Origin of the sequence: Pseudomonas sp. MWU349, assembly GCF_017947325.1 — a bacterium.
GTDB classification, from domain to species: domain Bacteria; phylum Pseudomonadota; class Gammaproteobacteria; order Pseudomonadales; family Pseudomonadaceae; genus Aquipseudomonas; species Aquipseudomonas protegens.
The window spans coordinates 551,317-565,760 of the sequence record NZ_JAFEVP010000001.1 but is presented as its reverse complement, the minus strand read 5'-3'; the positions used below and the strand labels follow the sequence as shown (position 1 = coordinate 565,760).

Sequence of the window (14,444 nt, the reverse complement as noted above, 5' to 3'; positions counted from 1 at the left end):
CTCAAGCCCGCTGCCGGTCAGTGCATTCACCGGACCGGGAGGATAAAAGCCCGTGGTGCAATAGCCAAGCTCAGCGCCTGGAACCATTGACCCCCAACACCTCTTCCAACCGCTTCGCCTCGCCCTCCGTCAACAAGGGCGCAGGCGGTTGAACAAGGCGCTGGCTGGACAGGGCGGGCACCGGGGCCCTTGGTTGGGCCGCCTTCGCAGTACGGCGACGGCTCGCGCTGCTTTGCGGGTACAGCGCTTCATCCAGGCATTTGTCGCGCATGCCCTGGCTGGACAGGCCGTGGCAACCGGTGCCGTTGGACAGGGCGCGGGCGCCGCAGGTGGCCTTGCTGTCGGGGTCCTTGAGGTCGATGCAGCCCAGGGAACCCAAGCCATGGCCCAGTACCGAGGCGGGGTCTTCGGCGCAGGCTGCGCCGGCACACAGGAACAGGGAGGTCAGCACAAGTGCATTTCGCATAGGGCGCGTCCATGGCTAGCGTAGGTCCCCCCGACGCCTTTCCGGCCGCCGGGCAGGTCTGTCGAGGGAAAAAACCGTTGTAGCAGATGAACATGACCGTTTCCCTTCCCCATAACCACCGCTGCCGCACAGCTAGCGGAAACGCCCCGCCAGGAAGGGTTGCAGGTTCACGCTCGGGGTCAGCCCGCTGGCCTGTTCCGCCACCAGTTGCCCACTGATGGCGGCCAGGGTCAGGCCAACGTGACCGTGGCCGAAGTTGTAGTGCACCTGGGGCAGCAGCCGCGACTGGCCGAGCACCGGCTTGCTGTCCGGCAGCGAGGGACGAAAACCCATCCACCGGGAAACCGGTTCGTGGTGCAGGGTCAGGAAGCGTCGCGCCGCCCGGGCCAGGTAGCGATAACGGCGCGGGTCCGGCGCGGCGTCGAGGCCGCCGAACTCCACCGTGCCCGCCACCCGCAGCCCTTGGGCCATGGGGGTCAGATAGAAACCGCCGGCACCCCAGCACACCGGGCGGCTGAGCAAGCCGCCGGCCTGATCGAACAGCACGTGATAACCGCGCTCGGTGTCCAGGGGAATCTCGTCCCCCAGGCTCTGCGCCAGGCGGCGGGACCAGGCGCCGCTGCACAACACCAGGCGTTCGGCGGGCAGTGGCTCGCCACTGCCGAGGCGGGCAAGCACCCGTTCGCCGTCCTGGGCGCTGCGCTCGATCCCCTGCAACTCATCGCGGCGAAACACTCCGCCACGCTCGATGAAGCACCGCAGCAAGCGCTGGCTCAATGCGAAGGGATCGAGGGTGCGGCTGACCTGGGGCAGTTCCAGCGCCAGGGCCGCGCGGGCGTTGAGGGCCGGCTCCATGGCCCGTAGCTCCGGCCCTTCCACCAGGCGCATGGGCACCTCGAACCCCTGGTGATAGGCCAGCATGTCGATAGCGCTCTGCCGCTCGTGGGCCTCGAAGATGTACAGCGAGCCATCATGGCGCACCAGGTCGTTGGCCCCGGCATCGTCGAACAACGCCTGCCAGGCGCCCATGCAGGGCTTGAGCAGGCTGTGCAGATCATGACTGATGGCCTTGACCCGCGGCTCGCTGGAGCTGTGCAAAAAGCGCCATAGCCAGGGGGCGATCCGTGGCAGGTAACCCGGGCGGATCGCCAGCGGGCTGTCGCGCCGCAACAGCATGCCCGGGGCCTGGCGCCAGATGCCGGGGGTTGCCACTGGCTCCACGGCATAGGTGGCGAAGGTACAGGCATTGCCAAAGGAAGTGCCGCTGCCCGGCGGCTGGCGGTCCAGCAGGGTCACCCGCCAGCCCAGGCGCTGCAGCCACAGGGCGCTGGCCAGGCCCACCACCCCGGCCCCCACCACCCCGGCGTGGCCGCGTTGTTGCTCACTTGCAATCATGCCGGGCTCCTCATGTGCCGCTGACGACCCGGGTCCACAGGCGAGTACTCAGGCGCATGCCGGCCGGGGTCATGGTCTTGATCGGGAATAGCGTATCGAGCACCGACTGCGGCGGGTAGGCCGCCGGGTTGCTGCGCAGCTGCGGTTCGATGTAGGGCAAGGACGCCGCATTGCCGTTGGCGTACTGCACGAAGTTGCTGATGTTGGCGATCACCTTGGGGTCCAGCAGGTAGTTCAGGTAGGCGTAGGCGTTGTCCAGGTGCGGGGCGTTCCTGGGAATCACCACCATGTCCATGGCCACGGTGGAGCCTTCCCTGGGAATGCTGTAGCCGAGGTTCACGCCGTTTTTTGCCTGCTGCGCGGTGGCCATGGCCTGCAGCACGTCACCGCTGAACCCCACGGCCACGCAGATGTTGCCGTTGGCCAGGTCGCTGACGTATTTGGCCTGGTGGAAGTAGAGGATCGAGGGGCGGATCGCCAGCAGCGCCGCTTCGGCCTTTTTCAGGTCCGCCGGCTGTTCGCTGTGGGGGTCCAGGCCCAGGGCATTGAGGGTGATGGGCACCATCTGTGTCGGGTTGTCGAGAAAGGCCACGCCGCACTGCTTGAGCTTCTGGATGTTCTCCGGCTTGAACAGCAGCTGCCAGGACTGGGTGACATCGGTGTCGCCGAAGATCGCCTTGATCTTGTCGACGTTGTAGCCGATGCCCACGGTCACCCACATATAGGGAATGCCATACCTATTGCCCGGGTCGCTGGTTTCCAGCAGCTTCATCAGCTTGGGATCGAGGTTGTTCCAGTTGGGCAGCTTGCTGCGATCCAGGGGCTGGATCGCCCCGGCCTGGATCAACCGCGGCAGAAAGTGGTTGGACGGGCTGGCCAGGTCATAGCCGCTGCCGCCGGTCATCAGCTTGGCCTCGGTGGTCTCGTTGCTGTCGATCACGTCGTAGGTGGTCTGGATTCCCGTGCGCTGGGTGAACTGGGCCCGGGTGTCCGGAGCGATATAGCCACTCCAGTTGGCGATGCTCACGGTCTCGGCCGCCTGGACGCTTGCAGCGCACAAGGCCAGGGATAACAGTGCCGTAGTGGTGCGATTGATCATGTTGCCGCCCTCTGTGCTCTTATTATTGCGGCGTTTCATTCGCCGCGACGGTTAACGTTCGTGTCGCGCGCGCTGCACTTCCCAGCCCATGCGCAAGCTTGCTCCAATGTCGAAAAACGGTCGGGGTGGCAGGTAGCCGGGCCGGGCCTGGGACAGCACGTCACGCAGCAGCGAGGAGTCGCAGCCGGCGGCCATTTCCACCAGCAGCCGGCCCCACAGGGTGCCCCGGGCCACCCCCGAGCCGTTGCAGCCGGCCACCGCGTGCAGGCCTTCGGCGACCCGGCTGAAGTAGGGCTCGCCGGAACGGGTGCCGCTCAGGTGCCCGGTCCAGGTGTATTGCAGGTCGGTATCGGTAATGCAGGGAAAGCGCTTTTGCAGGCCCCGCAGGTGCTCCTGGCGGCGCACCGCCAGCTGCGCCGGGCCGAGATCGCGCCGGCGATACTCGACGGTGTTGCGCATCAGCAGGCGGCGCCCGGGCAACAGGCGCACCGTGGCCGCCCCGGGCAAGGTGGAGAGCACGCCCCAGCCCTGCTCATCCAGCAGCCGCTGCCAGTGATCTTCCTGCAGGGGCCGGGTGATGCTGGCGCTCAGCTCCAGGGGGAAGGTGCGGCTGTGCCGGACTCCGAGCCGGGGCAGAAAGGCACCGACACAGGCCAGCACCTGGGGCGCCTGGATCTCGCCCTCCCCGGTCACCGCCCGCCAGCCCCGGCCCGGCAGAGGCTGCAGGTCCCGCACCGGGCTGTTCTCGAACACCTCCACCCGTTCCGGCAGGCGCTCCAGCAGGCCCTTGACGTATTTGGCCGGCTGCAGCAGCGCGTTGCCACCGGCGCAGTGGATGGCCCGCTGGTAGAAGCCGCTGCCCAGGCGTTGCTGCAAGGCCGCGCCTTCCAGGTACTGGGCCTGGGCGCCCGCGGCATTCAGGGTGGCGACTCGGGCTCCGCTGTCTTGCAAGTGCTGCCCCTGGTGCACGGCGAAGTGATAGCCGCCAGCGTCGAATTCGCACTCGATGCCCAACTCGTCAATGCGTCGGCGCACCTCTTCACCGGCAGCGATGCCGATGCCGCAGGCAAGCTGATAGGCCGAGTGGCCGGGCCGGCCCAGCAACTCATCGGCGCCGGGCAATTCATGGCTGACCACAAACCCCGAGTTGCGCGCCGAAGCCCCCTGGGCCGCCCGCTGGCGATCCAGCAGGACGATGCGTTGCTGGGGCAACATCCGCGCCAGGGCATGGGCCGCCGAGAGGCCGGTGATGCCACCGCCAATGATCAGCCAATCGGCTTTGTGTAGGCCCTTGAGGGTTGGCCGCTGGGAAGCCTGCCCTGCCAGGGCGATCCAGCCACATACATTGTTCAAAGCCTGTCACTCCTGCACAATCCATGCGCCCGGAGCATTCAATAGAACACTCAACCCGGCGCCACATGCCTACAATCTATGGATATGACGGCTTTATTTCGAACGTTATTAATTCATCCATCTATTCGGAAAACGCATGGATAACCCTCTTCGACTGCCCTCGTTGCAGGCCCTGCAGACCCTGGTCAGCGTGGCCCAGACCCACAGCTTTACCGAGTCCGCGGCGCGCCTGCACCTGACCCAGAGCGCGGTGAGCCGGCAGATCCAGCAACTGGAGGAGCACTATGGGGTCAGCCTGTTCGAGCGCAGCAGCCGAAGGGTCTCGCTGACCGAACAGGGGCGCGATGTCTGCACGGTGGCCACCCAAGTCCTGAGGTCCCTCGGCTCCCTGCAGGAACGCCTGGCCCCGGCGCCCCTGGACCGACCGTTTCGCATCCGCATCTTTGTCTCCCTGGCGGTGCGCTGGTTGCTACCGCGGCTCAGCGGTTTCTACGCCGCCAACCCCGGGCTATGCCTGTCGATCGAGACCGTGGGCGGGGCCACGGTAGACCCCGGCGGCGATTGCGATGCCTATGTGCTGTACCTGCCGGAAGGCCTGGACGAGCGGCCGCTGACCCCGCTGTTCGACGAATACCTGGTACCGGTGTGTGCCCCAACGCTCAGTGACGGGCAATTGCCGCCGCGCTCCCTGGAGGAACTGGCCGGGCACGCGCTGATCCACGGCTCTACCAGCCGCCAGGAATGGACCGCCTGGCTGCAGGCCCAGGACGACCAGACGCCCCACAGCTACAAGCACCTGCTGTTCAACCTCGACGACCTGGCCCTGGACGCCGCGGCCCGGGGGCTGGGGGTGGCCATGACGGACCTGATCCTGGCCCAGGACTCGATTGCCCGGGGCAGCCTGCTGATCCCCTTCGGCCAGGCGCTCAAGACCGGCGGGGTCTATGCCCTGTGGCTACGCGACAGCGGCGCCGCGCATCCGGCCTGCGAAACCGTATTGAACTGGTTCCAGGCTCAGGCAGCCGAACGGGACCTGCCCGCGGCACGAGGCCAGGCTGGGGCGATTGCAGCAGCCCTGCCCACCCGGGGTGGCAGTAGATCCCAGGCTGAATGACTGGACCAGGCCCCGCTGCTCATGGGCCGAGAAAACAACACTGAAGGGCCGATGAACACAGCCCGGGAAAGCTCGAGCGCCGCCGGGCGCTCAGCTGTAGAGCGTCACCATTGCCCAGGCAAAACACGCCAGCACCAGGCCCATCCCCACCACATACACCGCTAAAGCACGACCCACAGCATCACTCCACGAACCAGGCAGTCATCAACACACTCACTCTCGGGTGAGTCATGGCGCGCATTCTAGCAGCGCGCGACGTCATTTTGACACCACCCTCTAGCTGGCTTTTCAGGCCTCCGACAAATGGCAATAACGTCAATTTAGTGGCGATTATCAGCCCGGACCTTCTTGTCGGACAGCCCGACACCGAAACATCATTTTGCATTTTGCCCACGGTTTTTGCGCATTTCGAGGAACTTGAAACCCAGGTCAATGCCAGAGCCCCTTTTTCCCAATAACCGCGCACTTGAGCCCTGCCAAGGCCTCTGCTCCTGGTTGGACAAGAGTGATTCTCACTGCTTTCATTCAGGTTCAGGTCCGGTTGTCACAATCCCAGGAGGGGTACATGCCTTTTAAAGTCATGATGGTTTTCGGTACACGTCCTGAGGCGATCAAGATGGCGCCACTGGCCCGGGTTCTAAAGCGCTGGCCAGGTATCGAGCTGCACATCTGTTCCACCGGCCAGCACCGGGAAATGCTCAAGCAGGTGCTCGATTCCTTCGAGCTTGAAGTCGACCTGGACTTGCAAGTGATGACCCAGGGCCAGACCCTCAACGGCCTGTCGCAGCAACTGCTGATCCACCTGGACACCAACTACGAGCGCCTGCAACCGGACATCGTGCTGGTCCATGGCGACACCACCACCAGCTTTATCGCCGCCCTCGCCGCCTTCAACCGGCAATTGCCCATCGGCCACGTCGAGGCCGGCCTGCGTACCGGCAACCTCAAGGCACCCTGGCCCGAGGAAGCCAACCGGCGCCTGACCGGGGTCATCGCCGACCTGCACTTCGCCCCGACCGCCAAGTCCGAAGCCAACCTGCTGCGCGAAAACGTGCCGGCCGAGAACATCGAAGTCACCGGCAATACGGTGATCGATGCGCTGCTGTGGATGCGCACCCACCAGGAGGACATCCACTGGCGCCCCGCGGCCGACTCGCCCCTGGCGGTGCTCGACGACAGCCGGCGCATGGTGCTGATCACCGGCCACCGCCGGGAGAACTTCGGTGACGGTTTCCGCGATATCTGCGAAGCCCTGGCAACCCTGGCCGAGCGCTACCCGGACGTGCAGTTCGTGTACCCGGTGCACCTCAACCCCCAGGTGCAGCGTGCGGTGTACGGCCTGCTCTCGGACAAGCCCAACATCTACCTGGTAGCCCCCCAGGACTATCAGCATTTTGTCTGGCTGATGGGACGCTCGTACTTCATCCTCAGCGACTCCGGCGGTGTCCAGGAAGAAGCTCCGGCCATCGGCAAACCCTTGCTGGTACTGCGCGAGGTCACCGAGCGGCCGTCGGTGCTGGAAGGCGGCACCGTGCTGCTGGTGGGCACCGATCGCGAGCGCATCGTGCGCCACGCCAGCGAGCTGCTGGACGATGCCCGTCTGTATGCCCGCATGAGCCTCGTGCACAGCCCCTACGGCGACGGCCACGCCAGCGAGCGCATCGCCCGCCGCCTGTACACCTGGCTGGAGGCCCAAGCCCCGCGTGCCCCCGTATGAGCCTGGGTTTGATCGATGTCTTCATCTATATCCTCTACGGCCTCAAGTACCTGGCAATCACCCTGGCCCTGCTGATGTTCCTGCTGGGCCTGGATGACCTGTTCATCGACTTGGTGTACTGGGGGCGCAAGCTGATCCGGCGCTGGCGGATCTACGAGAAGTTCAAGCCGGCGGACGAGGAGCGGCTCTTCGCTACCCCGGAAAAGCCCCTGGCGATCATGGTCCCGGCCTGGAACGAAGTGGGCGTGGTGGGCGAGATGGCACGCCTGGCGGCCTCCACCATCGACTACGAGAACTACCAGATCTTCGTCGGCACCTACCCCAACGACGCCCAAACCCAGGCCGATGTCGACACCGTGTGCCAGCACTATCCCAACGTGCACAAGGTGGTCTGCGCGCGCCCCGGCCCCACCAGCAAGGCCGACTGCCTGAACAACATCATCGACGCCATCCTGCGCTTTCAGAACGAAGCCCGGATCGAATTCGCCGGTTTCATCCTGCATGACGCCGAGGACGTGATCTCGCCCATGGAACTGCGCCTGTACAACTACCTGCTGCCCAAAAAGGACCTGATCCAGATTCCGGTCTACCCCTACGCGCCGCAGTGGCAAGGCTTCACCGCCGGGCACTACGTCGACGAGTTCGCCGAGAACCACGGCAAGGACGTGATCGTGCGCGAGGCCCTGACCGGCCAGGTGCCCAGCGCCGGCGTCGGCACCTGCTTCAGCCGCCGGGCCATCAGCGCCCTGCTGGAAGATGGCGACGGCATCGCCTTCGACGTGCAGAGCCTGACCGAGGACTACGACATCGGCTTTCGCCTGAAGCAAAAAGGCATGAAGTGCATATTCGCCCGCTACTCGGTCAGCAACCCGAAGCTGGCCCTGGACTACGAATGGGTACCGGGCATGAACCGCGAATTCGCCCAGGTGATCTGCGTGCGCGAGCACTTTCCCCGGGACTGGCAACACGCCGTCCGGCAAAAGTCACGGTGGATCGTCGGCATCGTCTTTCAAGGCACCACCAACCTGGGCTGGAGCCGCAAGGGCCTGCTCAACTACTTCCTCTGGCGCGACCGCCGCGGGCTGATCGCCTACCTGCTGAGTTTCATGGTCAACCTGCTGCTCCTGGTGCTCTTGAGCATGTGGCTGATCACCGTGCTGTCTCCCGATGCCTGGCGTTTCCAGTCAATCCTCGACGACAGCACGCTGCTGACCACGCTGCTCTGGCTCAACGGGCTGATGCTGCTCAACCGCCTGTTCCAGCGCGCCTGGTTCGTCACCCGCTTCTACGGCCTGGTGCAAGGCCTGCTCTCGGCGCCACGAATGATGTGGAGCAACTTCGTCAACTTCTTCGCCAACCTGCGGGCCCTGCGCCAGGTGCTGCAAATGGGCGATTCGCGGCGCGTGGCCTGGGACAAGACCACCCATGAATTCCCTGCCCTGACCAAGGCCCAGCGCACGCCCCTGGGCCATCGCCTGGTGGAAAAGGGCCTGCTCAGCGAGGCGCAGCTCGAAGCCGTGATCACCAGCCCGGTACGCCGGCGCCTGGGGCGCGAACTGCTGCTGCGCGGCTACATCGACAGCACCCAGCTGGTGCAGGAGCTGGCCGAGCAGTTCGAGCTGCAATGGGCGCCCTTGAACCCGTTCAAGCTCGACCCGCAACTGATCGCCAGCATGCCGCGGCGCATTGCAGTGCAGTACGGCGTGCTGCCGGTAGCAGAACAGGGCCAGACCCTGGTACTGGCCTGCGAAGACCCGGTGAGCCAGGTCTCGCTGGGGGCCATCAGCCGCCAGCTCAAGCGCCCGGTAACCTGCCGGCTGGCGCCCCAGGGCCGGGTCACCCTGGGCATCCGCCACTGGTACGCCGGCAAGCACCAGGGCGAGGAAACCCGACGCATGCTGGCCACCCTGGAGCGACATCAGGACGACGAAGCACTGCTGGAACGGGTCAGCCACCACCAGGTGCAGATCGGCCGCCTGCTGCAAGTGCGCGGCCTGGTGCCGCCGAGCCTGTTCAACCAGGCCATGATCGACTACGACGCTGACCGCTGCTCCCTCGGTGAACACTTGATCGAACGTGGCATGATCACCCCCCAAGTGCTGCAACAGGCCCTGGCCGATCAAGCCGAAGAACAACAGGCGGCCTACCGCATCGTCGCGCAGGTCCAAGCATGAACGCGCGCACGCCATTGCTGCTGGGCAGCTTGTTGTTGAGCCTTTCGGGCCTGGCCCTGGCACAGACCGAAACCCTCACCGATTTCGAACGCTTTCGCAGCTATCCCTACCTGGACCGCAGCTACCGCGAGGCTCAGAAAGGCAACTGGAAGGAAGTCGAACGCCTGACCCGGCACCTGCTGCAACAGGTGCCGAAGAACCAGGAAGCCCAAGGCCTGCTGGCCCAGTCCCTGGCCCGGCAACGGCGCTACAAGGACGCCGTGAACGCCATGCCCAATGCCGCGGCCGACAGCGAAGCCTTGCTGGAGCTGCGCCTGACCTGGATCGAGCAGGACCCGCCCGGCACACAGCAGGTGGAAGACTGGATTGCCAGCAGTTCGCTGAACCACCGGGTCCGCCTGTGGCAGGCCTACAGCCTGAGCCTGGCCAAGTTCGGCGGCGCCGCGCGGGCCTACAACTGGCTGGCCCAACTGCCGGCCAAGGGTGACGACGCCCTGCTGCGCCTGGCCCGCGCCAACTGGTCCGAACAATTGCGCAACTGGGATGAAACCATTGCCCAACTGGAGCCAGTGGCGGCCCGCGGGCAACTGGACGCCGATGGCTGGCAGCGCCTGGCCAACGCCTACACCCAGCGCCTGGACGAGCGCAAGCTCGAAGCCCTGCTGAAACGGGCGCCAAGCCCGGAAGCCGCACACAAGGTGCACCTGGCGATGATCCAGCGGGCCATCGCCCTGGGCCATCTCAACCAGGCCCAGCGCTGGATTCAGCGCCTGTCGCCAGAAGAGCAGGCCGATCCCGCCCTGCGCCAGCAGCACTGGGAACTGGCGCGCCAGGAAAACGACAGCCAGACCGTGCAGCGCCTGAGCGCCGAGTTGCAGCGGCCGTGCCTGGAAACCACCGAGTGGCTGGCGCGCCACGACCCGGATGCAGCCCTCAAGCAACTGCACCAGTGTGCGCCCGGGGACGACCCGCAAGCCTGGCTGGTTCTGGCCCAGCGCCTGCAGGCCAGCGACCTGCTGCAAAGCCAGCGCTTGCCGGAACCCTGGGACACGGCGCGGCGCGAGCGCCTGATCGAGGTCTGGCAAGAACAGGGCAAAGGCGCCCAGGCGCTGAGCTGGCTGAGCCAGCAGGAGCAGACACCGGCAGTGTTGAAAAAGCGCGCCGAACTGCTGCAGGCCCAGGGCCGTACCCGCGAGGCAGCCGATCTCTGGGAACGCCAGTACCGCCAGACCGGTAACCTGTCCGCCCTGGACCAGAGCACCTTCCTGGCCCTGGGCAATGGCCGACAAGCCCAGGCCCAGGGTTTGCTGGAACAGGCCTACGACCGCCACAACGGCGGCCTGCCCACCCCACTGCTGCAACGCCTGGCCGGGCTGTACGCCGCCTCGCCCTCCCTGAACCCGGCGCAGCTGCAACGCATGGGCGCGCTGATCCGACGGGTCGATCCCGCCACCCGCGGCCAACTGCTGGCGCAACTGGCGGAAAACGGCCGCTGCGATGCCGTGCAACGGGCCATCGGCCAGCAGCCCAGGGAAGCCGGGGAATACCGCGCCTTGGGCCGCTGCGCCATGCCCGCGCAGCCAGGGGTTGCCGTGGCCTATTACCAGGGTGCCGAGCGCCTGGGGGATCGCGGCAGCCGCCTGCCCCTGGCCTACGCCCTGGAGGCAGCCGGGGATTCGGCAGCGGCCTTGCGCATCTGGCGCAGCCTGCCCGACGCACAACTGAGCGATAACGCCCGCCTCACTGCCAGCCGCAGCGCCCTGAACGTGGGCGACAACGGCGCAGCCGAGCACTACTGGCAACAAAGCCGCGCGCGCGGTGCCGATGAATGGGCCCTGGGCGCAGCCATCGCCGAACAGCGCGGCGACTATGCCGGCGCCCTGGAACGCCAGCGCCAGGCCCTCAGGCAAAGAGCCAGTGCCGGGCATTACTACGCCGCTTCGGTGACCGCACAGAAAGCCGGCGACCTGGCGCAAAGCACCCAGTGGCTGGCCGAGGCTGTACGCCTGGAGCCCGACAACCCGCGCTTTGGTGCCGACTACGGTATGCGCCTGGCCGCCAGCGCAACGCCAGGACAGCGGCGCCTGGCCATTCCCTACCTGCAACAGGCGACCCGGAACTTCCCCGAAGACTACCGCCTGGGCGAGACCCTGGCCTGGCGCTACGACGAGATCGAGGACAGCGCCGCGGCGCGCAAGGAACTGCGCCGGGTGATCGACCTGGAACAGCATCCGGTGGCCGCCGACGACGAAGACGGCAGCATGCAAGCCCGCCGCTATCGTCAGCGCCGCGCCCATGAAACCCTGTCCCGGCGCGACAGCGTGACCATCGCCAGCACCTGGTCGCCGGGCGGGGTCTCCACCAACAACAACCTGCTGCCCAGCGGCAAGACCCAGGGCAGCCGCCGCAGCCCGCAATCGCAGAACGTCCAGGTGGCCATCTGGGATCACGCCCTGGGCGAGGAGCCGAGCCGCAACGGCAGCACGCTGTCGGTCTACGGCCGGACCCTGCTCGGCGGCCTCGGGCGCTCATCCTATGGCGAATCCGCCGCTGCCGGCCTGGGCCTGCGCTACAAGCCCTGGGGCGACGCCAACATCAACTTCTACGGCGAGCTCTACAAGCAGAGCCAGTTTGACGACAAGGACAACCACGGCCTGAGCCTGGGCCAGATGCTCGACCCCGGCCGCCTGCTGGACCAGCTCAACGACCACCGCAAGCGCGGCCACACCAGCACCGACTACCTGCTGCGGTCCACCGCCTCGTTCCTCGACCAGGGCCGGTACCGCAACGACTGGCGGATCGACGAGAGCGACTGGGACGAGCGCTTCCTCTACCTGGACGCTGCCTGGTGGACCAAGGCCGGCGACCATCAGTGGCTATCGCGCTACCAGCAGGGCCATGCCTGGAAACTGCCGGTCGGCACTGCGCAGACCCTCATGCCCTACGGCTTTCTCGAATTCGCCGCACAGGACCCCAGCAACGACTGGCGCCAGGACCTGCGCACCGGGGTCGGCCTGCGCTGGCAATACTGGTTCGACGACGACAAATACAACGCCTACCGCAACCGCCTGACGGTGCGCACCGAATACCAACAGTCCCTGGGAGGCAACCTGTACGAAGGGGGCAACGGCATCCTGGTGGGCGTGGAGCTGAATTTCTGATGAAACGACTGATGTTGATCACCCTCTTGTGCCTGGGCCTGAACCTCGGTGCCCAGGCCGAGGAACGGCTGTTCTACCAGCCGCTCAACAGCGATGCGGCGCTGAGCCGCGAGCAGTGGCGCGAGATCTGGCAGGCCAGCGTGCGCCAGGGCGTGCGCACCCTGATCGTGCAATGGAGCGCCTACGGCGACTCGAACTTCGGCGGTGCCCACGGCTGGCTGGCCGACAGCCTGCGCCAGGCCCAGGAGCAAGGCCTGCAACTGGTCCTGGGGCTGTACATGGACCCGGCCTATTACCAGCGCATCGAACAACAAGACAGCGCCGGCCTGGAAACCTACTGGCAGGCGCAATTGGCCACCTCCCTGGAGCGCCAGCACCGGCTGCGCGAGGACTGGAAGCTGCCGGTCAGTGGCTGGTACCTGCCGATGGAACTGGACGACCTGCGCTTTCAAGCCGCAGACCGCCGCGCCACCCTGCAACGCCAGCTCAAGGACTTCGCCCGCCAACTCGATGCGCCCTTGCACCTGAGTGCCTTCAGCGCCGGGCACCTGGCGCCCCAGGTCAACAGCGCCTGGCTAGGCGAGCTGGCCAGCGCCGGGATCCAGGTCTGGTGGCAGGACGGCGCCGGCACCGGGCGCCTCGCACCGCTGGTGCGCGACACCTATGCCGCGGCCCTGCCCTGCGGCGTCGGCATCGTTCACGAAGCCTTCCGCCAGACCAGCGCCGAAGGCCAGCCGTTCCGCGCCGAAGCGACGGTGCCGGATGCGCGCCCGGGTGGCTGCCATGCCACGGCGGTGTTCTCTCTGCGCTACCGTCCGTGGGGCAAGCCGCTGCTCGACCACTCGCCCGTCACCAAGGCCCGCAATGTTCAGAACCATTGAAGAGCAAGTGCTCAAACAGGGCGCTCCAGCGGCCCTGAAGATTGAATTCGCACAATACGACTTCGAACGCCTGCGCAGCTTCTGCATCCTGATCTACGTCGCCAGCATCGTTGTCTGGCTGACCTTCGACCTGATTGTCAGCTTTCGCGGGAAGCAGGGGTTCAGCGCCTACTCGATGCTGTTCCTGGTGGTCCTGTCGCTGACCACCATCGTCCTGGGCTTCACCCGCAAGGCCCGGCACTTTCAGTGGATCAACCTGCTGTTCGTGCTGACCATCGCCGTCGGCGTGCGCCTGGTGATCGAGGGCCTGCCCATGGACCTGCACCCCGGCTGGCTGATCCTCGGTGCTTCAAGCATTCTCTACAGCGCTTCGGTGATGCCCCTGAGGCGCTGGTCGTTCTTCGCCGCGATCCTCATCACCTGGGCGGTGCTCAATCCGTTCTGGGCCACCAACATCGCCTTCGGCGAGCTCAAGGGCCTGATGGTGCTGGTGTATGCGCTGTTTCTCAGCACCCTGACCCTCTACAGTTTTTTCAAACTGCGCCAGGCCAAGCTGCACAACTACATCATGTCCAAGCTGCTGCTGGACCAGGCCTACCTCGACACCCTCACCGAGATCCCCAACCGCCGTTCGTTCATGGCCCGCGCCGGCCAGCGCCTGCAGGCCCTACCCCGGGAGCACGACCATTACCTGGCGATGGTCGACATCGACAACTTCAAGAAGGTCAACGATGTGTACGGGCATGACATCGGCGACGAAGTGCTCAAGCGCATCGCCGCCGATATCAAGGAAGTGATGATGGATTTCGACTATGCGCGCCTGGGGGGCGAGGAGTTCGCCATCTACCTGGCCGGCGTGCCCCGGGCGAAGGCAGAGACCCTGGCCGCGCGGCTGTGCCAGGTGGTGCGCGACCAGCCGACCCGGCACCCGGTGACCATCAGCATGGGCCTGGCCCGGGTCGAGCCTGGCGAAACCCTCAACCAGGCCTTGATCAAGGCCGACCAGGCGCTGTACGAATCCAAGCACGGCGGCAAGGATCGCTACACCTTCCATCCAGCCGGCAGGCCCGCACCACCCGCTTAG

At 66.1% G+C, this 14,444-nt stretch carries 10 protein-coding genes; 6 read left to right on the top strand and 4 right to left on the bottom strand.

Annotation, left to right across the window (positions count from 1 at the left end; genetic code table 11):
- Positions 1-70 precede the first annotated feature (70 nt).
- From KCG88_RS02445 to KCG88_RS02430, 4 genes are all read right to left on the bottom strand, one after another.
- Positions 71-466 (bottom strand): hypothetical protein, encoded by a 396-nt coding sequence (locus tag KCG88_RS02445; RefSeq protein ID WP_210711658.1) that lies wholly within the window; start codon positions 464-466, stop codon positions 71-73.
- 132 nt (positions 467-598) lie between these two features.
- Entirely contained in the window at positions 599-1,861 is a 1,263-nt protein-coding gene (locus KCG88_RS02440) for an FAD-dependent oxidoreductase (RefSeq protein ID WP_210711657.1), read from the bottom strand.
- Positions 1,862-1,871: 10 nt separating this feature from the next.
- Complete coding sequence (locus KCG88_RS02435; RefSeq protein WP_210711656.1) at positions 1,872-2,960, bottom strand: polyamine ABC transporter substrate-binding protein; 1,089 nt, start codon at positions 2,958-2,960, stop codon at positions 1,872-1,874.
- A 51-nt stretch (positions 2,961-3,011) separates the two neighbouring features.
- A complete protein-coding gene (locus KCG88_RS02430) occupies positions 3,012-4,313 on the bottom strand; it encodes an FAD-binding oxidoreductase (RefSeq protein ID WP_210711655.1) in 1,302 nt (433 codons plus the stop codon).
- 136 nt (positions 4,314-4,449) lie between these two features.
- On the opposite strand from KCG88_RS02430, the gene KCG88_RS02425 reads away from it, so the two are divergent.
- The 6 genes from KCG88_RS02425 (at position 4,450) to KCG88_RS02400 (ending at position 14,444) form a co-directional block, all read left to right on the top strand.
- Positions 4,450-5,427 carry a LysR substrate-binding domain-containing protein gene (locus KCG88_RS02425; protein ID WP_047287595.1) on the top strand — a complete coding sequence of 326 codons (978 nt, stop codon included), beginning with the start codon at positions 4,450-4,452 and terminating at the stop codon, positions 5,425-5,427.
- 565 nt (positions 5,428-5,992) lie between these two features.
- Positions 5,993-7,144: a UDP-N-acetylglucosamine 2-epimerase (non-hydrolyzing) gene (wecB, locus tag KCG88_RS02420; RefSeq protein WP_210711654.1), complete on the top strand. Its 1,152-nt coding sequence runs from the start codon at positions 5,993-5,995 to the stop codon at positions 7,142-7,144.
- Entirely contained in the window at positions 7,141-9,318 is a 2,178-nt protein-coding gene (gene nrfB / locus KCG88_RS02415; RefSeq protein ID WP_210711653.1) for a cyclic di-3',5'-guanylate-activated glycosyltransferase NrfB, read from the top strand. The genes wecB and nrfB overlap by 4 nt, the downstream gene beginning before the upstream one ends.
- Positions 9,315-12,479 (top strand): phage receptor, encoded by a 3,165-nt coding sequence (locus KCG88_RS02410; protein ID WP_210711652.1) that lies wholly within the window; start codon positions 9,315-9,317, stop codon positions 12,477-12,479. The genes nrfB and KCG88_RS02410 overlap by 4 nt, the downstream gene beginning before the upstream one ends.
- A complete protein-coding gene (locus KCG88_RS02405; protein WP_210711651.1) occupies positions 12,479-13,360 on the top strand; it encodes a DUF4434 family protein in 882 nt (293 codons plus the stop codon). The genes KCG88_RS02410 and KCG88_RS02405 overlap by 1 nt, the downstream gene beginning before the upstream one ends.
- Positions 13,344-14,444, top strand: coding sequence for a GGDEF domain-containing protein (locus KCG88_RS02400; protein ID WP_047287605.1), 1,101 nt, complete (start codon positions 13,344-13,346; stop codon positions 14,442-14,444). Before KCG88_RS02405 ends, KCG88_RS02400 begins: the two co-directional genes overlap by 17 nt.